The organism is Alkaliphilus hydrothermalis (assembly GCF_016908555.1).
GTDB classification, from domain to species: Bacteria; Bacillota; Clostridia; order Peptostreptococcales; family Natronincolaceae; genus Alkaliphilus; species Alkaliphilus hydrothermalis.
Genome location: NZ_JAFBEE010000002.1, coordinates 74,504 through 94,066 on the forward strand (window position 1 = coordinate 74,504; position 19,563 = coordinate 94,066).

General features: G+C 36.8%; 19 protein-coding genes and 1 pseudogene. 16 read left to right on the forward strand and 4 right to left on the reverse strand.

Translation table 11 applies throughout. The annotated features are described in order from the left end of the window. The first annotated feature begins 1 nt into the window (after position 1). From orr to JOC73_RS02130, 4 genes are all read left to right on the forward strand, one after another. The gene (orr, locus tag JOC73_RS02115; RefSeq protein ID WP_204400202.1) at positions 2 to 1,066 is read left to right on the forward strand and encodes an ornithine racemase Orr; all 1,065 of its coding nucleotides are present in this window, start codon (positions 2 to 4) and stop codon (positions 1,064 to 1,066) included. 197 nt (positions 1,067 to 1,263) lie between these two features. Continuing rightward, positions 1,264 to 1,689: a DinB family protein gene (locus JOC73_RS02120; protein WP_204400203.1), complete on the forward strand. Its 426-nt coding sequence runs from the start codon at positions 1,264 to 1,266 to the stop codon at positions 1,687 to 1,689. A 231-nt stretch (positions 1,690 to 1,920) separates the two neighbouring features. Next, positions 1,921 to 2,805, forward strand: a complete 885-nt coding sequence (locus tag JOC73_RS02125) for an SPL family radical SAM protein (protein ID WP_204400204.1) — start codon at positions 1,921 to 1,923, stop codon at positions 2,803 to 2,805. A 106-nt stretch (positions 2,806 to 2,911) separates the two neighbouring features. After that, complete coding sequence (locus tag JOC73_RS02130; protein ID WP_204400205.1) at positions 2,912 to 4,045, forward strand: hypothetical protein; 1,134 nt, start codon at positions 2,912 to 2,914, stop codon at positions 4,043 to 4,045. A 242-nt stretch (positions 4,046 to 4,287) separates the two neighbouring features. On the opposite strand, the gene JOC73_RS02135 is transcribed toward JOC73_RS02130, so the two are convergent. Together JOC73_RS02135 and JOC73_RS02140 are read right to left on the reverse strand one after the other, a co-directional pair. Then, on the reverse strand, positions 4,288 to 4,776 hold the full coding sequence (locus JOC73_RS02135; RefSeq protein WP_204400206.1) for a hypothetical protein: 489 nt from the start codon (positions 4,774 to 4,776) through the stop codon (positions 4,288 to 4,290). Next, positions 4,748 to 5,812, reverse strand: coding sequence for a hypothetical protein (locus tag JOC73_RS02140; RefSeq protein WP_204400207.1), 1,065 nt, complete (start codon positions 5,810 to 5,812; stop codon positions 4,748 to 4,750). The genes JOC73_RS02135 and JOC73_RS02140 overlap by 29 nt, the downstream gene beginning before the upstream one ends. A gap of 149 nt (positions 5,813 to 5,961) precedes the next feature. Between JOC73_RS02140 and JOC73_RS02145 the strand changes: the two genes are divergently transcribed. The 4 genes from JOC73_RS02145 (at position 5,962) to JOC73_RS02160 (ending at position 9,990) form a co-directional block, all read left to right on the forward strand. Continuing rightward, entirely contained in the window at positions 5,962 to 6,879 is a 918-nt protein-coding gene (locus JOC73_RS02145) for a hypothetical protein (protein WP_204400208.1), read from the forward strand. A gap of 276 nt (positions 6,880 to 7,155) precedes the next feature. Continuing rightward, complete coding sequence (ltaE, locus tag JOC73_RS02150) at positions 7,156 to 8,199, forward strand: low-specificity L-threonine aldolase (protein ID WP_204400209.1); 1,044 nt, start codon at positions 7,156 to 7,158, stop codon at positions 8,197 to 8,199. Between the two features lie 10 nt (positions 8,200 to 8,209). Continuing rightward, positions 8,210 to 9,526 carry a replication-associated recombination protein A gene (locus tag JOC73_RS02155; RefSeq protein WP_204400210.1) on the forward strand — a complete coding sequence of 439 codons (1,317 nt, stop codon included), beginning with the start codon at positions 8,210 to 8,212 and terminating at the stop codon, positions 9,524 to 9,526. Between the two features lie 191 nt (positions 9,527 to 9,717). Continuing rightward, complete coding sequence (locus tag JOC73_RS02160; RefSeq protein ID WP_204400211.1) at positions 9,718 to 9,990, forward strand: DUF3343 domain-containing protein; 273 nt, start codon at positions 9,718 to 9,720, stop codon at positions 9,988 to 9,990. On the opposite strand, the gene JOC73_RS02165 is transcribed toward JOC73_RS02160, so the two are convergent. Next, positions 9,983 to 11,677, reverse strand: a complete 1,695-nt coding sequence (locus tag JOC73_RS02165) for a hypothetical protein (protein ID WP_204400212.1) — start codon at positions 11,675 to 11,677, stop codon at positions 9,983 to 9,985. The two genes, JOC73_RS02160 and JOC73_RS02165, sit on opposite strands and share 8 nt — an antisense overlap. 130 nt (positions 11,678 to 11,807) lie before the next feature. Here JOC73_RS02165 and JOC73_RS02170 point away from each other — a divergent pair, with 130 nt between their 5' ends. After that, positions 11,808 to 12,476, forward strand: coding sequence for a hypothetical protein (locus JOC73_RS02170; RefSeq protein ID WP_204400213.1), 669 nt, complete (start codon positions 11,808 to 11,810; stop codon positions 12,474 to 12,476). A gap of 125 nt (positions 12,477 to 12,601) precedes the next feature. Continuing rightward, on the forward strand, positions 12,602 to 13,267 hold the full coding sequence (locus tag JOC73_RS02175; RefSeq protein WP_204400214.1) for a hypothetical protein: 666 nt from the start codon (positions 12,602 to 12,604) through the stop codon (positions 13,265 to 13,267). Between the two features lie 78 nt (positions 13,268 to 13,345). Here JOC73_RS02175 and JOC73_RS02180 read toward each other — a convergent pair whose 3' ends face one another. Further along, positions 13,346 to 13,894 carry a CAP domain-containing protein gene (locus JOC73_RS02180; protein WP_243427833.1) on the reverse strand — a complete coding sequence of 183 codons (549 nt, stop codon included), beginning with the start codon at positions 13,892 to 13,894 and terminating at the stop codon, positions 13,346 to 13,348. 348 nt (positions 13,895 to 14,242) lie between these two features. Here JOC73_RS02180 and JOC73_RS02185 point away from each other — a divergent pair, with 348 nt between their 5' ends. The 6 genes and pseudogenes from JOC73_RS02185 (at position 14,243) to JOC73_RS02225 (ending at position 19,549) form a co-directional block, all read left to right on the forward strand. Further along, the gene (locus JOC73_RS02185; protein WP_204400216.1) at positions 14,243 to 15,214 is read left to right on the forward strand and encodes a glycosyltransferase; all 972 of its coding nucleotides are present in this window, start codon (positions 14,243 to 14,245) and stop codon (positions 15,212 to 15,214) included. Between the two features lie 11 nt (positions 15,215 to 15,225). Then, positions 15,226 to 16,212 (forward strand): glycosyltransferase family 4 protein, encoded by a 987-nt coding sequence (locus JOC73_RS15360; RefSeq protein WP_204400217.1) that lies wholly within the window; start codon positions 15,226 to 15,228, stop codon positions 16,210 to 16,212. 200 nt (positions 16,213 to 16,412) lie between these two features. After that, positions 16,413 to 17,353 (forward strand): annotated as a pseudogene (locus JOC73_RS15085) (sugar phosphate nucleotidyltransferase). A 67-nt stretch (positions 17,354 to 17,420) separates the two neighbouring features. Then, positions 17,421 to 17,558 carry a hypothetical protein gene (locus tag JOC73_RS02215; protein WP_204400220.1) on the forward strand — a complete coding sequence of 46 codons (138 nt, stop codon included), beginning with the start codon at positions 17,421 to 17,423 and terminating at the stop codon, positions 17,556 to 17,558. A 264-nt stretch (positions 17,559 to 17,822) separates the two neighbouring features. After that, positions 17,823 to 18,638, forward strand: coding sequence for a dTDP-4-dehydrorhamnose reductase (rfbD, locus tag JOC73_RS02220; protein ID WP_204400221.1), 816 nt, complete (start codon positions 17,823 to 17,825; stop codon positions 18,636 to 18,638). A 461-nt stretch (positions 18,639 to 19,099) separates the two neighbouring features. Next, positions 19,100 to 19,549: an RrF2 family transcriptional regulator gene (locus tag JOC73_RS02225; protein WP_204400222.1), complete on the forward strand. Its 450-nt coding sequence runs from the start codon at positions 19,100 to 19,102 to the stop codon at positions 19,547 to 19,549. Positions 19,550 to 19,563 lie beyond the last annotated feature (14 nt).

The window sequence follows — 19,563 nt, forward strand, 5'->3', positions numbered from 1 at the left end:
AATGAATCCAAAAATGAATATCTATCTAGATAAGCTAAAGCACAATACTGAGGTACTGGTGGAACAATGCAAAAAGGCAGGAATTGACGTAGCTGCCGTGACGAAAGTCTTTTGTGGGATACCAGAAGTTACCGAAGCCATTGTTGCTGGTGGAGTGAAATATATAGCTGATTCCCGTACGGAGAATTTGGCGAAGGTGAAACATCTACCACTAGAAAAAATATTGCTTAGATTACCTATGATTAGTCGAGCAAAGGAAACAGTAGAATTCGCCGATATCAGCTTGAATTCAGAGCTAGAGACGATTGTAGCCCTAAACATTGCTGCTGAAGAACTTGGCAAAATCCATAAGGTCATCTTAATGGTGGACTTAGGGGATTTAAGGGAAGGAATCTTCGATGCTCAGGAGCTAAGCTCTGTAATAGAAGAAATCAAGGGACTAAAAAATATCAAAGTTTGTGGTATTGGAACGAACTTAACCTGCTATGGTGGAATCATTCCTAATGATGAAAACCTAGGTAAACTAGTGGAGACGGCAAAGAGCTTTGAAATGGCACTGGGATACCCATTGGAGATCATCAGTGGAGGAAACTCCAGTAGCATTTACCTACTTGAGAAGGATGGTGTACCAAAGGGGATCAACCATTTAAGACTAGGTGAATCTATTGTGTTGGGTTATGAGACTGCCTATGGTGAGAGGATTCCAAATACCTATGATGATGCCTTTCTATTGGTGGCTGAGGTGATCGAGATTAAAGAAAAGCCTTCCATACCTATTGGAAACATAGGTAGAGATGCCTTTGGTAATGTTCCGGAGTTTGTTGATAAGGGAATGCAAAGAAGAGCTATTTTAGCAGTGGGTAAGCAGGATATCGGTACCCATACAGTAATCCCAGTTGATAGTGAAATCGAGATTTTAGGTGGTAGTAGTGATCACTTGATCCTTGATGTGACCAACTGTCATAGGGAATACAAAGTAGGGGATGAGATTACTTTTAACTTGACTTATGGTTCCTTGTTGGCCTTGTCTACTAGTGGGTATATTTATAAGAATTTTGTGGAGTAAAAAGAGTTTTTTGGGTGTTAATGGCAGACTTCGTAGGTGACTATAGGGTCTGCCATTTTATTATAATGAATATGAGTAAGTAGTATTGTTAAAAAACTTCTATTAGGACAAGAAGGTCAATAAATGATATAATATTGTCAAAAGTTTTGTCATTTTTATAAATTATAGAATGTTTAGAGTATAAAGGAGAAAAATTTATGGAAAGTATAAAAAATCATTTACATAAAGCTTTTAATCTTACCCGTGACTTAGTGAGGGATTTACCTACAGATGCTTTGAAATTAAAGCTGAAGGATCTGCCTTCAAACACCATTGGTGAACAACTTTGGTGCATCATTGGAGCTAGAGAAAGTTATCTAAAGGCAATTATGAATGAAGGTTGGGTGGGTTTTAATTGTTCCCTTAAAGATACGTCATCAAAGGATGAAATTTTACTATGTCTTGATCAAACTGGTGGTGAAAGTTTGGATTATCTGAATAGCCACCGACTGAATGAGGTACAGGTGGACCTTTTATTAGCTTTGCTAGAACATGAAATTCAACATCATGGTCAATTAATTCGTTATGTGTATGGAAATAAACTTAGTTTTCCGAAAAGCTGGAAGCAAAGATATACTGTTTAATGGTATGTTTTGAAATGAAAAAATAACATATAAGTAGTTTAATCTAATCCCAACCAGTAGCCCAATGATTGCACCATTAACTGTAGTGGCATTATTCGCTTCAACCTTATGATACAATCAGGAGATCTTGCCAATACATTTACTTATCTAGAGGAGTTATTTGAAACAGAATAGTTAAAGTCTCTTGAATAAATGAAGAGATTGAATTACATATACAAAGGTGGGTGAAATATGGAGTTTATAGAAGCAAAGCAACTTTTATCTGCGTGGTCCGATGGAAAGAGCTGGTTCGGCACTAATTATAACTTAAATATCTACAAGGGCTGTAGTCACGGATGCATCTACTGCGATTCAAGAAGTCAGTGCTATCAAGTGGATGACTTTGATCGGGTTCGGGGAAAAGAAAATGCCCTAGAGATACTGGAAAGAGAACTGATGTCAAAGCGAAAAAAAGGAGTTGTAGGAACGGGAGCCATGAGCGATCCATACAACCCATTAGAGAAGAAATATCAGCTAACAAAGGGAAGTCTGAAACTATTAGGGAAGTATAGTTTTGGAGCTAGCTTGACTACAAAATCAGACTTAGTAGTACGGGATATTGAACTACTACAGCAGATAAGTCAATATGCTCCTGCCGCAGTCCATATGACCATCACCACCTTTGATGATGATTTATGCAAGAAAGTAGAGCAACGGGTCAGTGTCTCATCTGAACGGTTTAAGGCTTTAAAAACCCTATCTGAAGCTGGAATTTTTACAGGGGTACGCCTATGGCCTATTCTCCCCTTTATAAATGATACAGAGGAGAATATCAAGTCTATTGTAAGAGCCAGTGCTGAGGCTGGGGTAAAGTATGTTGCACCCTGTTGGGGAGTTACCCTCCGACAAAATCAACAGCTCTATTTTTATCAACAACTAGACAAGTTATTTCCTGGGGTTAAAGAGGAATATATCAAAACCTATGGAAATAGTTATGAATGTAAATCATTACGGGTAAACGAGTTGAAAAAAGTCTTTGTGTCATCATGTAAAGCTAATGGGATTTTGTACAAGATGCCTGATATAGTGTCTGCGATGAATAGGCCATATGAGGTGGAGCAGTTGTCGTTTTTGTAAATCAACATCGTGAACTTGTTATAAGAAGGGTTAGAGTAAATATACTACAAATGTCAGTACTAAAACCCTCCCTCTCTCAATATGATGTAGGGAAGGAGGGGTAAGTATGGGAAAAAAGATTGAAATTGAACTAAATAATCAGTTGTTTGAAAAAATCAACCAGTTGGCAGAGGCAAAGTCTATGAAGCTGGAGGATTATTTAATATCGTTAATTAAAGGTAATGAAGGGTTGCAAAATCAGAAATTAAAGGATTACCAAGGATATGTGATAAAGGAGCTGGAGGCTTTACTTGATAAGGTAAAGGGTAGAGATGGTAATGGTAATAGTCAACAGCAAAAGAGTAAGGTCTTGATCTATTCATACAAGACCTATCGTAATGAATTGCAAAAGGAAATTAAAGATATTGTGGAATTCTATAAAAGAAAAGGTTGGTTTAATGAGGACTTCTTTTATCTAATTCAAGACCGAAGGGGAATCGTTGGCTATATGGGCCTCAATCCCCAGAGAGAGGAATTACCCTATGGGGGCTATATGTTCTTATATAGTCTTCATGTAGCCAAATCCCACCAAGGGCAACAAAATTTTAAATACATATCAGGGTTTATCCATGCAGTAGCTAAAAAAGAAAAATATTACAGTGTCGATATTTCCAGTGTATCCACAAATATTGAAGAAAAAGATTTATTGAGCGTGGGTTTCAAGAAATTTGATACCGCCACCCTACTGAGGGGGAAAGTTGAATTGGTAGACAATGAAAAGATAGAAGACGAAAAGATAGTCAATGAACTTGTTGATAAAAGAAAACAATATGAAGTATTCAAGCTGGAAACAAAGAAAATCAAGTTATCAGATGTAATAGAAAAAGGCTATTTATCCAGTGGTCGGATGCTACCCCTTGGTTTTTTATTTGCTGAATGGCAAAAGAAGGAGCAAAAGCTAGAGATTAGACAATTAAAGATTAAGGTACAGCAGAAGGAGATTGAATTGATCCTTGTGGAAGAAGGAGTGGAGCAAGGTCAAGATGAGATATTTCAATATACCCTATTGGTGGAGCCCAATATCCTCTTTGATGAAGAAATCCTTCGGCATCTATATATCGAAATCATTGGTGATCTAGTCAATCAAAAATCAGGGAAGAAGATACAACTAATGGTTCCAGAAGGCTTAGCTGAGGATATAAAATTCATAGAAAAAGAAGGTAAGAAGAAGGTCCTATGGTATAGGATGATGGTAATTTAGAAGCGTGGACATGTAAAAAATAATCAAATATAAATGGGATAACAATTAATAAGAAACAGTATAAGTTTAGAGAGAAGGTTAGGACTTTAGATGATTTTATGGCAGAAAAATAACCCCTAGTTTTAGCGAAAAATCGTTAGAACTGGGGTTTTTTATTGTCGTTTTTTAAATTGCAAATCCTTATATGCAGCTGAGTTAGATTTCAAATCTTAGCTATAGGGGTATCAGTTTGCTGTAAATCCCTAAAGGATCGCCAAAATCAACAGTATTAAATAAAGCATCTGTACATGATCCTTCTGTTGCTTCAACTGTTGTTTAAGTTCTTCATTTTCATTTGAGAGCCGCGAAAGATTGATATTGAGGGACGTTACTTGATCAAGATCATCTCGGTAGGCTTCATAGCTGTTTAGTTGGTCCTTTAGGGCAGTGATTTTATTATTGGATTCATGTAATCGCATTTGTAATGCAGAGACCTGGTCTTCTGAATAATTCAACTGTTCTTTTAAGTGCTCAATTTGGTTATTCAGTATTATTTTTTCTTCTAAAGTAAAGACTTCCCGTCTGGGGTGCAGCACCTCTTTTTGCTTTCTAGTATCTTTCGCAGGTAAGTCTTCGACCGAAGTTTCTAGTTCCATTTCAACTTCTTCGACAGGCATAGCATTTACTAAATCTCTATCAAGTCTCTCATCCTTAGGTATAAAATTAAGATTCACTGGCTGATATTTCATCATAATTATCACCTCCAAAACCTAAAAACTGAATACTGGGATAATGGGTACCATACAAGAATTCACATTGAATATTAAATTGACTCTTTGATTGATTGCTACCGTACCGATAACGCTTAAAATTGTTAATTTTAGAATCGTCCACTATTGATGGAGGCATCCAGTTACTTCCCATGTCGTTACTTTTAGAAACAGCTAAGTGACCGTATTCCACCCACATACAATAGAGTTGCTGATTCATGAGGATCAATTGAGGAAAAGAGCAATTAAGTCTTTTCGAAAGGGAAGAAATTTTTTGATCCTTCAAGTCTACATTTTTAAGATCTGTCTTTAAATACTGTACCATGAGTCCATCCTGTTCTTTATATTGGCACCAAGTGATATGTAGATTGCCCTCTTGATCCATCAAGGCATCCATATACAGCTTTTGGTCAGTGGTGTTTGTCAGCTGTTGTGGCTTACTCCATTGGTCATTATGGGGGTAGTATTCGATTAAGCATATTTCATCGTTGTTATTGATAATAGATATGTAGAGAAGCAGAATACGTTTCTTATAGGTGAGGACCTTGTAGGGAGTAACAAAGCGGTTGAATCTAAGGGTACAGATATTATTTTTAACCCATGTCATGGCTTTTTCATCATAGGTATAATGGAATAGAGTACAACGATCCCTCTGGGTTGATTGCTGTAAATCGTAGAAAACATGAATGTTTGAGCCTAAAATACACGCCTTAGGATAAAAAATTCTCTCACTCTTCGATAGACTTGTTAGCTGTATACTCTTCCATTCATTATTTTTTCTATAGTGATAATAAAAATCTCCGTCGTAATGATAGCTCACAATATGGAATCGATCGCTACCATCAAGAACAATATCCAGACTACTGCAACGTTTTGGAAAAACATCATCTTTGCTTACCCACTGATGCTTGGTATTGGAAGAAATGCATTGGATTTCCTCCTTTTCATCCAGAAAGAAATTAAAGGTTTTGCCCTTTGAATCTTGAAAAATAAATTCATTCTTACCATTTAAAGGCATATCATCACATCCTAGTAGATTTTAGTAAAATATATGCAATTTATAAATAAAAATTACTGATAACTAGCACCGATTGGGGAGTAATTACATATTTTACAGTAAGTGAAGGTTATTATTAGTCTCACAATCAATAAAAAGGAGTTGAGTTTATGAATAAACAACCAGTTGATGTAGCACCACAGGCCATTGATGACAGATGCTGTATAGCTAATACTGGATGCTTCTTTGATGGGTGCTTAGATAAAATAGTTGGAGAATGTATATTTGTTGATAAGGTATATGATTCAGTAACCTTCAACTTATCAGGAATACAACCAGCATCTCAAGTACCTTTTGGAACACTACCAGTAGCTAAATGTGGACCAAAGTCAAGAATTATCAGAGTACTAGACATAAGAAGTAAGAAATATTTTAACCCTTGTAACATAAACGACTGCAAAAACCTTACGGTTACACCTAAGACCAATCTGTCTGGAGCACAATTTGTAACAGATGAAAGAGGAAACCCTGTAGTTGTTCCAGGACCTGCTGGATTATTACAATATTTGATTTACACAGATACTTCTGAGTGTGACGAAGTATGCTTAGGGACACCAATATTTGGATCTCAAGAAATTGTAGTTAGTGGATCTATCGTTGTAGAAATTGACGTTGAGTTCCTAGATGCAAGAGGAGATATCCAATTCGCAACATTAAGAGGAAGAGTACCAATTAACCAAGTTCTAACAAACTTCTTCGAATTATGTATGCCATCTGTATTTGATTCTGCCTTCTTACCACAGTTTACTGAGTTCTGTAACGTTGCTTTTACATCTAGATTAGCAACACAAAGTATATCTAGAGACATTACTTTCAACCCAGTAACTGGAGAAATTCAAGTAAATCTAATCGTAGCATTATGCTTAACCTGCGAAAAGAAAATCAAGGTTCCAGTTCAGCTTTGCGTATTAAGTACAGGATTCTGTCAGCAAGAGGCTAGAGAAAGACCTATCTGTGGAGATAATTTCCCACCATTATTCCCACCACAGGTAAATGAACCCTTTGTCAGCATGAGGGATCAAATATAATAGAATATCGGATCAATAGAAGAAAGACCGATGTGAAAGCATCGGTTTTTCTTTTAGACTAAGGATGGGCTTTACTTGGAAAAAATACTTAGATGATTTATAATTAGACATAGATGATTTTATAGAGCCAGTATATAAGAAAGAGAATATCATATTTAGAATCAATCAAATGAATACTCCAAAATGATTACATCTATTATAGAACTAAGCGTACAATTTGACTTAAGTGTAAAGACTAAAGTTTAATCTAAAAAGTAAATATAGGAGGCTAACACAATGGAAAATCAAAATCAAATCTATGACTTTAGAAGTGATACAGTAACAAAACCCACAGAGGCAATGCTAGAAGAAATCCTAAAGGCTAAAGTGGGGGATGATGTCTATGGAGATGATGAGACTGTCAACCAACTGGAGGTCATGACAGCAGATAAGCTTGGTAAAGAGGCAGCCCTATATGTTCCATCGGGAACAATGGGAAATCTAATCGCAGTAATGGCCCATACCAGCCCAGGACAAGAAGTCATCCTAGAAGAAAGCTGTCATATCTACCTATATGAAGTAGGCGGAATCGCAAGACTAGCAGGGGTACAGGCTAAGACTTTAAAGGGAGTCAATGGCATGATGAAGGTTGAGGAAATAGAAGCTGCTATCCGTCAAGAAAACATCCATTTTCCAGAGTCAGGTCTAATCTGCCTTGAAAACACCCACAACATGTCAGGGGGGATGGTATTACCTTTAGAAGAAATGAAAAAAGTGTACAAATTAGCCCAAATCAAGCAAATTCCTCTACATATAGATGGTGCAAGAATATTTAATGCAGCTAATTATCTAAAGGTGGATGTAAAAGAAATAGCTCAATACGCTGACTCAGTAATGTTCTGCCTATCAAAGGGCATGAGTGCTCCTATTGGTAGTATGCTGGTGGGAACAAAAGAGTTTATCGCAAAAGCTAGAAAGCTCCGTAAGATGCTGGGTGGGGGAATGAGACAGGTTGGAATTATTGCTGCTGCTGGTATTGTAGCTCTGAGGGATCATGGAGGGTGGTTGGACCTAGACCATCAAAATGCCAGTACATTAGCTGAGGGATTAAATGCTATAGAGGGAATTAAAGTAGATACGGAAAAGGTTCATACCAACATATTAATGGCAGACGTATCTGCCACAGGAATAAAGGTACCAGAGCTAGTAGAAAAAATGAAGGAAAAGGGATTGTTAGTAAACCCAAGAAATGAAAGTCTAATCCGCTTCGTTACCCATAGGGGAGTAAACAGTAATGATGTGGAAGCTGCAATAAAGATTGTAAAAGAAATCTTAGCATAAGGGTGATAATATGGATTTATTTGATTTGGCAAAGGAAAGTACCTTGGCCCAAAGAGCACCACTTGCTGATCGGATGCGTCCCCAACGATTGAAGGAAATCGTAGGACAAGAGCATATTTTAGGGGACAACAAGTTTTTGACCCGTTGTATCAAGGCAAAGCGAATCCCTTCTATTATATTGTTTGGACCTCCAGGAACAGGAAAAACCACCATAGCAAGGGTAATTTCTAAAGAGTTAGATATTAAATTCTTTCAATTAAATGCTGTTACCTCTGGAGTAAAGGAAATCCGAGAGGTGGTGGAGGAGGCCAATCAATTACTGGGAATGTATCAAAAGTCCAGTATATTATTTATAGACGAAATTCATCGCTTCTCCAAAAATCAACAGGATGCCCTGCTGCCCCATGTGGAAAATGGACTATTTATTCTAATCGGAGCCACGACAGAAAACCCATACTTTCAAGTAAATGGAGCCCTCCTGTCTAGAACAACAGTACTACAACTTAATCTGATGGAGAAGGAAGACCTTATAGAAGTTATGAAGAGGGCATTGGGGGATAAAAAACAAGGCCTTGGAAATTATGATGTTGAGATTAGTGAAGAAGCCCTTGAGCATATGGCTAATGTGGCAAATGGAGACGTAAGAAGGGCATTGAATGCATTAGAAATAGCGGTACTTAGCACGCCCCTAAATAGAGATTTAAAGGTTAAAATAGATTTAGAGGTGGCACAGGAGTCTATTCAAAAAAGGGCTATTCAGTATGATAAAAATGGTGACCAACATTATGATGTCACCTCAGCCTTTATCAAGAGTATTCGAGGAAGTGACCCCAATGCGGCCCTCCATTATCTAGCTAAAATGCTTTACGGTGGAGAGGACCCAGAGTTCATCAGTAGGAGGTTGATTATTTCAGCCTCCGAAGATATAGGAAACGCGGATCCTATGGCTCTACAGGTGGCTATGGCGGCCCATGATGCTGTTAGGGTGATTGGATTACCAGAAGGAAGGATTATTCTAGCGCAAGCCACTACATATTTGGCTACAGCTCCAAAAAGTAATGCCTCTTATATGGGAATAGGACAAGCCCTAAGGGATGTGGAAAAACACAAAACCACAGTACCCCTACATTTAAGGGATGCCCACTATGGAGGTGCTAAGAAGTTAGGTCATGGAAAGGGATATTTATATGCCCATGACTATGAAAACAATTATGTAGAGCAGCAGTATCTTCCCGATGAGTTGGAGGGGAAGCAGTACTATAATATTACTGAAAATGGTTATGAGAAGAAAATCAAAGAGCATATGGATTTTATTAAAGGAAGATAGAATGCAAATTACACATGTTTATAATATAAAAAGGATGACTTAAAGAGAAGTCATCCTTTTTATACTTAAATTTAATTGAAGTAGTTTTACATAGTCACAATAAAAAATCCCCTTCATATAGTAATATATACAATTTTTTATCAGTTTTTGTAAGAAGATTTATAAAAAACTTCTAAAGGGGGAAAGAATGAATGGAAAAAATTTATTATCTAGCTGTATTTGATTCGAAAAACCATGCCATTTATCTTAGTCAGTACCTCAAAAGAAAACAACTTGATGGATTTGAACTAGTTTCTACCCCCTGCAAAATAAAGTCAGGTTGTAGTTATTCCATCAAATTTACAAACTACGAACTTCACAAGGTCCTACTGGAGGAGGTCCAGGCCATCAATAAAACAATAGCAGGTTTTTATGAAGTAAATCGTTCCTATGGTAGACGTATCATTAAAAAGTTATCTATTTAAAAATACTTTTAAAACGATTGACTAAGCTTGATTGGAGGGAGGGAAATTTCATCACCTTATCCTCCATTTCAAGCAGTTGTTTTTTAAACTGAATCATCCGATCTTCAATAGCATAAATTTTCTTTTGAAACTGATCTAATTCTTTTTGGAGTTCAAATTCCTCTGCTTCAATAGAGGTCAATTGACTATTTAGGTTAATAAGGTTACTTTGGAACTGCTGAAATGTTTGTGAATTACTAAAATCTTTTGGAGGTTGAGATGCTTTATCTTGTAAGACTTTTTTTGACTCTTCTATTTTTTCAACCTCGATTACCATTCTATTGATGTAATTTTGAACCTCCTGTACCAAAGACTTAAGATTTTCATCCATTTGGATTCCTTGGGGTAATTCTACAATAGCATCTTGAACTGTGTCTTTTATAGAATCTTTATCTGATTCTTTAGTAGGTTCATTGGGTGTCTTTGAAATCGTGTCTCCAAATGGATTTTGTGGCTCATGAATAGCTTCGTTTGATATGACCCTGGGAATTTCATTAGATACTTCCTCCTTGATCTGTTTTGGAAGTTCTTTATCTTCATTTTTTCTCTTCAGTAGCTCTTCTTGATGATTGTTTAACTGAGATTGAGGCTGGGGTGGAGGAGTAGAAACTGCAAATAAATTAGTACCAATAATGGAAATGTAATCTCCTATTTCCCCGTATATCTTAGAGATAGAGGTATTGATTTTTTCTAAATCACTATTGGTTCCATACTTTATTAAAGTAAGTTCTTGACCATTGAAGCGTTGAGATTGAAAAGAGTTTATCCAATTTTCTCCAAAGTCCTCTGAGATGACTTCGTTAAAGCGATCATTTTGTCTATTTAGAACCTTTAGTACAGAGCCTTCGTGGATTAGTAGCGGTGAATAATTATTTGCATTTTTATCTGAAAGACTTTTTTGAGGGGACCATTTGGACTTTAAAGACGAAATTTTCATTTTGCGCTTATATTTTAAAGTGAAGTTATTGTCTTCAATGGTACACCATACTAGATGAAGATTATCCTGTTTGTCTATCAACATATGGGGATGGCTATGGTCTTCCTGTAGGCTGGAGATGATTTCACCATTATTCCATTTTTTATTAAAAATGCTATAAAAACTGTAGTAGAGCTGATTGTTTTTATGATGAAGCACTTTGTAGATCAAGTGGAGATTACCCACACTATCGATGTCTACCTGAAAGGGATTGGAATATTTCCCTGGGAGATAGGTGGTAACAGTTACCTTTTTCATACCCTTATTATTCCAGTACATATGTTCAATGGAGGTAATGGCAGGGTTTGTAAAGTTAGTCTTGTTGCATAGGATATGGGTATCCTTATTCTTAATCATTAAGACTAGATTTCGATAAACATTAGATTTTATGTCCACTTTTGAAATTTGCCGATGATTCCATTGACTATTGGAACGAATGTAGTAGGAAAGTACGCCTTCACTTGTAATGCAGATTAGATGAAGATAATCATTCCGGTCTATAGTCACCGAAAAGTCCAATACTGGTTGAGATACGACAACTTCTTCCTCTAGAAACCGGTTTTTGTCATCATAGGATTTAACAGCGATAGACCTGTCTTTTTTTAGGTGAAAGTAAAAAGCAAAGTTAGTCTTTGTCTTCATCAAATAATGCTGAGGAGAAGGTAATTGCATTGAATCACTTCCTTTTATTAAAATTTATTTTAAAAATTATTCACCAAAGTTAACTTACTCCATATTATGTTATTAATAGCATATTTATTATTGTTTTATTAAGCCAAGTATTAAATAAAGGGGGTAAATTATGGCGATGAATCTAAATCCAAACCCAGAGGACCAAATATCATTAGAAAAGGACCTTTACTGCCCAGATTTTAAAGCAGAATGTGTAATAGTCGACAAGGTATATTTCAGCTGTCAGCAAAGAGAATGCTTCGATGAAGTGTTTGCACCTCTTCCTTGTGGCGGAGAATATGAATTTGTAGACATTACGTTTAACCCAGGAGAAATTATCGAAGATACTCTAGTGATCACACCTATACCAAACAGACCAAATTTTAGTAGAGTTCGTTTTAGAGTGAGAATTACTTATACTTTACAGGTGCGAGATAAGTGTGATCCCAAAAATATTCTAAGCATAGCAGGAGAACTTCCTGAGATACAAAAGGATATCATTATGTTTATCCCAGAGGCTAGAGATGAGTTCACCTTCCAAATCGTTATTGAGACAGCATCTCAGCTTTTAACAGAACCAGTACAAGAAGATGGCTTCTTTGTCTTTGCAGTAGGAGTATTTATCATTGCTAAGATTGTAGGAAGAGTACAATTGTTAATACCAGCATTTGGATTCTGCCCGGAACCACCAGATTGTGAGGAGTTCTTCCCAGAAGACATTTGCATTGATTTTGACGAAGTACCATTCCCAGAGTTCTTCCCACCTCAGCTTGAGGATATTGACAGCAGCTTCTTATAGGAAGAACTAAAACAAAAAATAGGAAGCTACCATTTGGTAGCTTTCCTTTAGTAACACAATTATGATACAAACATATAGTAGTATTGTATAGAAGTGAATTTTTTAATAAGTAAGGGGGTAACGAAATGTCATTAAATCAAGAACTGAATCAAGGGGACAGAATTACTTTGCAAAAAGACCCATATTGCCCAGATTTTAAACCAGAGTGTATCATCGTTGACAAAGTGTATTTCAGTTGTCAGCAAAGAGAATGCTTTGAAAGAGTTTTCGTTCCAATTCCTTGTGGTGATGATTATGAATTTGTAGACATCACCTTTAATCCAGGAGAAATTGTTCCAAACACTTTAGTTATTACGCCTATTCCAAATCGTCCTAACTTTAGTAGAGTTCGTTTTAGATTAAGTATTACTTTTACATTAAAGATAAGAATAAAAGATAGCAAAAAAGTAATCTGCATTGAGGGTGAATTACCAGAAATTCAAAAAGACATCATCATGTTTATCCCAGAGGCTAGAGATGAGTTTACTTTCCAAATCGTATTGGAAACAGCATCTCAATTATTAAATGAACCAATTAAAGAAGATGGTTTCTTAGTATTTGCAGTAGGAGTATTCGTAATCGTTAAGGTAGTAGGAAGGGTACAGTTGTTGATACCAGCTTTTGGATTCTGCCCAGAACCACCAGAGTGTGAAGAATTCTTCCCTGAGGATATATGTATAGACTTTGATGGAGCACCATTCCCAGAGTTTTTCCCACCACAATTGGAAGACATTGAAAAAAACATGTTCTAGAACTAAAAAAAAGACCCACTAGGTATGAAAGCCTAGTGGGTCGATATTGTTTAGGGCGATTACTTACAACATATATTGTTACTTGCTGATGAACATCTGAGTGTAGTAACCGTTGTAAATACCAATTCCGATATGGGTAAGGTTAGGATTTAAGATGTTACGTCTATGTCCTTCTGAATTCATTAACCCTGTATGGGCTGATTGTAAACTATAACTTTTTGCAATATTTTCTGCCGCACCTCTGTAGCTGATACCAAACGAACGCATCATATCAAATGGTGATCCATAGGTTGGTGATGTGTGGGAGAAATAGTTGTTGTCATGCATGTCTTTAGACTTAACTCTAGCAACATAAGCTAGGTTTACATCCACTTCTAATGGCTTAACACCTGCTTTTGCTCTTTCTTCATTTACCATTTGGATCATTTGAATCTCAGTGGCGCTTAAAGTATGTTTTTCATTATTTGTATCAGTTGGTGGTTGAACCACTGGAGTTGGTGTTGGCTCAGGAGCTGGAGTTGGTGTTGGAGCGGGAGCCGGTGCTGGTGTTGGTGCTGGAGCAGGTGCTGGTGCCGGTGTTGGAGTCGGTTTTGGCTCTGGAGCTGGCGTCGGAGTTGGTGCTGGCATAACAGGAGCAGGGGTTGGAGCCGGAACCGGTGTTGACGGGTTACGATAACTATACCGATAGCTTGTTCTATTGAAAGAATAAGTGTTTGTTGGTGTATAATTTCTAGTTACATTATATACGAAACGAGTATTATTTGAACTTCTATAGAACGTATAAGCGTTAGCAGGCATAGACGTACCCACAAGCATTAATCCAACAAGAACAGGAACTAGTACTTTTTTTGATAGTCTGTTGATTAACATAATATCTCCTCCTTTGGGTTTGACTTAATAATACAGTAATATGTAAGCGTTTTCAACGCATAAAATATGGTAGTCGGGTGAAATAAAGGTAAAGGAGTTTATATAATGAAAAGAATTATATGTCTTTCTTCAGTGGATTTTGACTGGATGTTTCAGCGCCCTCAACAATTAATGATGGAGTTTGCCAGAAGGGGCTGGGAGGTAGTCTATTGTAATAAAACCCAGAGAAAAGATCAATTTATAGAAGATCGTGGAGGCGGTCTATACATTTGTCATGACCTTGAAGGATTATGTAAGGAAGGGGTCGGTGCCGATGTGGTATGGGTGGTGAATCCTCAATTTCATGGTTTCAAGGGACGATTTAAGGAAAGATTATTTATTTATGATTGCGTTGATGATTTTCCACATCTAATCCTACATCATCATCGGATGATGAAGGTGGCGGATTTGATCTTTGCAACTTCTACCCCCTTGTACAATAGCATTCGAAGATATAGAAGAGATGTTTGTTTAGTCCCAAATGGATGTGACTATCACTTTTTTAATAAACACAAGGAAAATGGTGTAAAGATAGACAAAGACCCAAATACCAAAATCATCGGTTATATTGGAGCCATCGCCCCTTGGGTAGATGTAGACTTAATAACCGCCACAGCAGAGGCTTTTCCAAAAGAAGAAATATTTTTAATAGGGGCTACCCTCAGCGGGATGAGCCTACCCAAAAGGAATAATATCAACTATCTGGGGCATGTAAGTTATGAAAAGATACCCAGTTATTTAAATCAAATGGATATAACAATGATTCCCTTTAAGAAAAACCAGATTACGAAGGCCACCAATCCCATCAAGCTATATGAATACTTGTCATTGGGAAAACCAGTGGTCAGTACATCATTACCAGAGTTAGTACCCTTTAAGAAATACGTCTACATAAATGATACGGGAAAAGAATTTATTAAATCTGTTGAGATGGCAATGGAGGAAAAAAATGAAATGCTGGTGGAGGAACGGAAAGAGGTGGCAAAACAAAACTCATGGATTGAGCGGGTTAATCGAATTATTCAGATCATTAACTAGGAGGTGGTGAAGTGAAGGTGCTTTTCTATACTCGAGGTGATTATCAAAAGAACATGGCAGGGGATACCATTCAATTTCTCAAGACAAAGGAATATCTTGAAAAACTGGGGGTGGAGATCAGCGTATCCCATAATCCCCATGAAGACCTAAGTCCCTATGATTTGATCCATCTATTTAATACGATACGGGTACAGGAGACCTATAGCTTCTTTAAAAATGCCTGTTATTATAATAAGAAAATATTTTTATCACCAATTTTCTGGAATTATATTGACTATATCCCCAAGAGGCAAAAGGGGGCTATGGAGGAAATCTATTGGGATGAATCGGATCGCCTAAGGAGGGAGATCTTTCAAGGTGTGGATGTGATTCTTCCAAGTTCTATAATGGAAATGAGAGAAATTGGAAATAGGTTTCACACAAACAAACATTACGAGATCATCCCCAATGGGGTAGACCCGTTATTTGCGAAGGGGAGGGCAGAGGACTTTATTAGTCAATATAAAATCAAAGACTTTCTTTTATGTGTGGGAAGGGTCTGTAAACATAAAAATCAACTGGCCCTTGCTCAGGTGGCAAAGGAGTTGGATATTCCATTTGTCATGGTGGGGCCTGTAAATCATTTAGACTATTATCATCGTTGTCTTAGGGTCAATCCAGATTTAATTTATATGCCAAATGTAGACCATCAGCAGTTGCCCTCCATTTATAAAGCTGCAAAAGTACATGCTCTAGTGAGCTGGTACGAGATACCGGGGTTGGTAAGCCTAGAGGCAGGTTTGGCAGGCTGCAACATCGTCACCACCCAAGAGGGTAGTACAAAGGAATATTTTAAAGACTATGCAGACTATGTAGATCCCCATAATATTCAGGATATTAAAGAAAAGGTTAGTCAAGGAATGATGAGGGAAAAAAATGATGCCTTGAAAAATTATATTTCACAACATTATTTATGGAATTATGTAGCGGAAAGAATATTTCAAGCATATCAACAATAAATATTAAATTAAACCAAATATATAGTAAGCCCTTCAAGCTGAACCATACCTTCTATGACTTCTATAAAAATATTATCAAAATCGGAAGTCCTGCATATCTTATAGCAGATTAATAGAAGGAGGGGAAGAAATGAAGGGTCTTATATTAAGTGGCGGCAGGAACGAGAATGATGCCATTGACGAGCAATTGTCCAAAGCAGTTGTTACCAATTTTAAATAAACCCATCCTCATCAATATAGTAGAAATGTTCCAGCAGGCTGGAATTTTGATATAGTCATAGTCGTTGGAGACACCTATGAGCAGGTGCAGAAATACCTAGGAAATGGTGAGAAATGGGGAGTTAATATTGTCTATCTACATCAAACCTCCCCCTTGGGTTTGGCTCATGCAGTTAAAATATCAAAAAAACAATTGGGAAATGAAGATTTCGTCATGGTTTTAGGGGATAATTTTTTCGCTGTAGACCTCAAGGACATGATTGATCATCATAAGAAAAATTCAAATAGAGTAACGGTTGCCCTAAAGGAAGTGGAGGACCCTCAATGATATGGCATTGCCTATCTTGAGGATGGGAAAGTAGTGAAAGTTGTAGAAAAACCTAAAAATCCCACCAGCAATCTTGCTATTCTGGGGCTTTATATATTTAACAACTAGGAAATCTTCAAAGCAATTAGTAAAATCAAACCATCATGGATAAATGAATTGGAAATCACTGATGCAATACAGGAGGTACTAATAGAAGGGTACCAGATAGGCTACTTTATGATGGAGGAACATTGGCTGGATGTAGGGACCCCAGAGGATTTACTTTATGCCAACAAAAAACAGCTAACTACTATAACACCCAGGATTGAAGGAGGAGTGGATGAAAAGACAATAGTCAAAGGAAATATCATAATCGAAAAGGGGGCTCGAGTCGTTAATAGTGTATTGGAAGGGCCTGTTTATATAGGAAAAGATACCATTATTCAAGACAGTATCATTAAAGAAAATACCTGTATTAGAAATGAGTGTCGCATCATCGGCAGTAAAATTATTGATAGTCTGATTATATCGGAGGTTAATATGTATCATCTTAAAGAGTTTTTAAGTAATTGTAATTTGGGGAACAACAGTGTTGTTAAGATTAAAAGTAAATAGATTTTAAAGGCTTAAAAATAGAAAGAATATTTTAAAAACTTACTATTCGTTTAAGGAGGGGCATATAATGAAGTTAATCGAAGGTGTAAAAATAAAGAATCTAAAATATCATTGTGATGTAAGAGGTCTCCTCACAGAGATTCTACGGAAGGACGAGGAACTATTAAATGGCTTAGGTGGCAGGAGCAGGAATGGATTTATGTAAAGGATTTATGCAGTGCAATAGAGACAGTTCTATTAGTGGGAAAAAAAGGAGAAATATTAAATGCAATTTATTCTATCCTCACTTGGGAGGAAGGTGGCTTAATCTCCAGTGTATAGGATCGGCTAGGTCATGATCTGCGATATGCAGTTAATCATAGTAAGATAACAAAGGAGTTAGGCTGGATGCCTAAACTTAGTTTTGATAGGGGCATAGGGGAAACGATAGCGTGGTATATTATCAACAAAAAATGGTGGGAGTGATAAAATGAAGATATGTATACTAGGTGGCACAGGACAATTAGGAAATGAGCTCAACAAAGTACTACAACATCAAGAGATTTATAGCTTTGGGAAAAAGGATTTTGATATTACTAACCTCGAGGAATCCTACAAAAGGTTACGGGTTATCGACCCAGAGGTGATTATCCATGCAGCAGCCTATACCAATGTAGACGGGTGTGAAAAAAAACAGGATGTTGCTCAGCAGGTAAATGTAGAGGGGACTGAAAATATAGCAAAAATATCAGAAAGAATCGGGAGTAGACTCATTTATATTAGTAGTGATTATGTTTTTGATGGGGAAAAAGAGACTCCCTATGATGAGGGAGATCAACCTAACCCTATAAATGTCTATGGAAAGACTAAATATGCTGGAGAACTAGAAGTGATGAAAAATACGGATAAACATTTCATTGTACGTACGGCTTGGTTGTATGGACATAAGGGAAAGAATTTTATTCAGACAGTGTTAAATTTAGCCACCAGTAAGACTCTATTAAATGTAGTGGATGATCAAAGGGGTTGTCCCACCTATGCATTGGACCTAGCGGCTGCCCTTGGTGAACTGACGAAGTTAGATGACTACGGCATATATCATTTGGTCAATGAGGGGAATTGCACCTGGTATGAGTTGGCAGACACCATTTGTAGATGCAAAAAACTCAGTGCAAAGGTAAATCCCATCAAGACAACAGAATTGAATCAGAAGGCACCCCGTCCAAAGAATTCTAGCTTATCAAATAATTCAAGTATCAAAATGAGGGATTGGCAGGAGGCAGTTGAATCATTCTTAAAAAGTTAATCCATCAGTGTAACAACAAATAGTCAGCACCTTTACATATTTATGTGTACATTCGGTGGCTGGCTTTTTTGATTCTTGAATTTATATGTTTCTTCGGAAAGTTGAGTTTGCTTTTATATTAATCAATAGTTGAGGGAAAAAAAAGCGATTGTTTATAGATATAATTTTATTCCTACATAAATGGTAGGTTTTAAATCAAAGAATTTAGGGTATTATTTAAAAAGACAGACGTAAAAGATCTAACAAAAAATAAATTGAAAGCTATCAAATAATTGAAATCTACTGTGAAGAATCTTTAGAATGTCTAATATTTTTGAAAATTAAAACAATTATAGGGATAGAAATACTGAATACTAAGAAAAAAATTTTTCCAATTGTAATGTTGACAACAATACTAGGGTATAATATACTAAATAAGAATTCCAATCAAATCACTTGGGATTAAAGGAGGGCTGAGAAAAGTGAAACTTTCTACAAAAGGAAGATACGGGTTAAAGGCTATGTACGACTTAGCCATTCATTTTGGAGATGGTCCTATTGCTTTGAAAAATATTGCAGAAAGACAAAGGATTTCAGACCACTACCTAGAGCAACTGGTGGCAAATTTACGGAAGGCTGGCTTGGTAAAGAGTGTTAGGGGAGCCCAGGGGGGGTACATGTTGGCCCAGGCCCCAGAGAAGATCACAGTAGGGGATATTATTCGTACTTTAGAAGGCCCCTTAGGTCCATCGGATTGTGTCCTAGAAGAGGATGCTACCTCCTGTGACAATGCGGAATGTTGTGTAACAAGAGTAGTCTGGGAGAAAATACGTATTAGTATTAGTGAAGTCATTGATTCCATCACCCTACAGGACATGGTGGATGATCATAATAAATTAAAAAATAAAGAGCATTATATGTTTTATATATAAAATCCTACTGATGA

Coding starts and splice junctions, on each gene's coding strand:
- orr (WP_204400202.1), top strand. CDS start 2: ATGAATCCAAAAATGAATATCTATCTAGATAAGCTAAAGCACAATACT.
- JOC73_RS02120 (WP_204400203.1), top strand. CDS start 1,264: ATGGAAAGTATAAAAAATCATTTACATAAAGCTTTTAATCTTACCCGT.
- JOC73_RS02125 (WP_204400204.1), top strand. CDS start 1,921: ATGGAGTTTATAGAAGCAAAGCAACTTTTATCTGCGTGGTCCGATGGA.
- JOC73_RS02130 (WP_204400205.1), top strand. CDS start 2,912: ATGGGAAAAAAGATTGAAATTGAACTAAATAATCAGTTGTTTGAAAAA.
- JOC73_RS02135 (WP_204400206.1), bottom strand. CDS start 4,776: ATGATGAAATATCAGCCAGTGAATCTTAATTTTATACCTAAGGATGAG.
- JOC73_RS02140 (WP_204400207.1), bottom strand. CDS start 5,812: ATGCCTTTAAATGGTAAGAATGAATTTATTTTTCAAGATTCAAAGGGC.
- JOC73_RS02145 (WP_204400208.1), top strand. CDS start 5,962: ATGAATAAACAACCAGTTGATGTAGCACCACAGGCCATTGATGACAGA.
- ltaE (WP_204400209.1), top strand. CDS start 7,156: ATGGAAAATCAAAATCAAATCTATGACTTTAGAAGTGATACAGTAACA.
- JOC73_RS02155 (WP_204400210.1), top strand. CDS start 8,210: ATGGATTTATTTGATTTGGCAAAGGAAAGTACCTTGGCCCAAAGAGCA.
- JOC73_RS02160 (WP_204400211.1), top strand. CDS start 9,718: ATGGAAAAAATTTATTATCTAGCTGTATTTGATTCGAAAAACCATGCC.
- JOC73_RS02165 (WP_204400212.1), bottom strand. CDS start 11,677: ATGCAATTACCTTCTCCTCAGCATTATTTGATGAAGACAAAGACTAAC.
- JOC73_RS02170 (WP_204400213.1), top strand. CDS start 11,808: ATGGCGATGAATCTAAATCCAAACCCAGAGGACCAAATATCATTAGAA.
- JOC73_RS02175 (WP_204400214.1), top strand. CDS start 12,602: ATGTCATTAAATCAAGAACTGAATCAAGGGGACAGAATTACTTTGCAA.
- JOC73_RS02180 (WP_243427833.1), bottom strand. CDS start 13,894: ATGCCAGCACCAACTCCGACGCCAGCTCCAGAGCCAAAACCGACTCCA.
- JOC73_RS02185 (WP_204400216.1), top strand. CDS start 14,243: ATGAAAAGAATTATATGTCTTTCTTCAGTGGATTTTGACTGGATGTTT.
- JOC73_RS02215 (WP_204400220.1), top strand. CDS start 17,421: ATGAAGTTAATCGAAGGTGTAAAAATAAAGAATCTAAAATATCATTGT.
- rfbD (WP_204400221.1), top strand. CDS start 17,823: ATGAAGATATGTATACTAGGTGGCACAGGACAATTAGGAAATGAGCTC.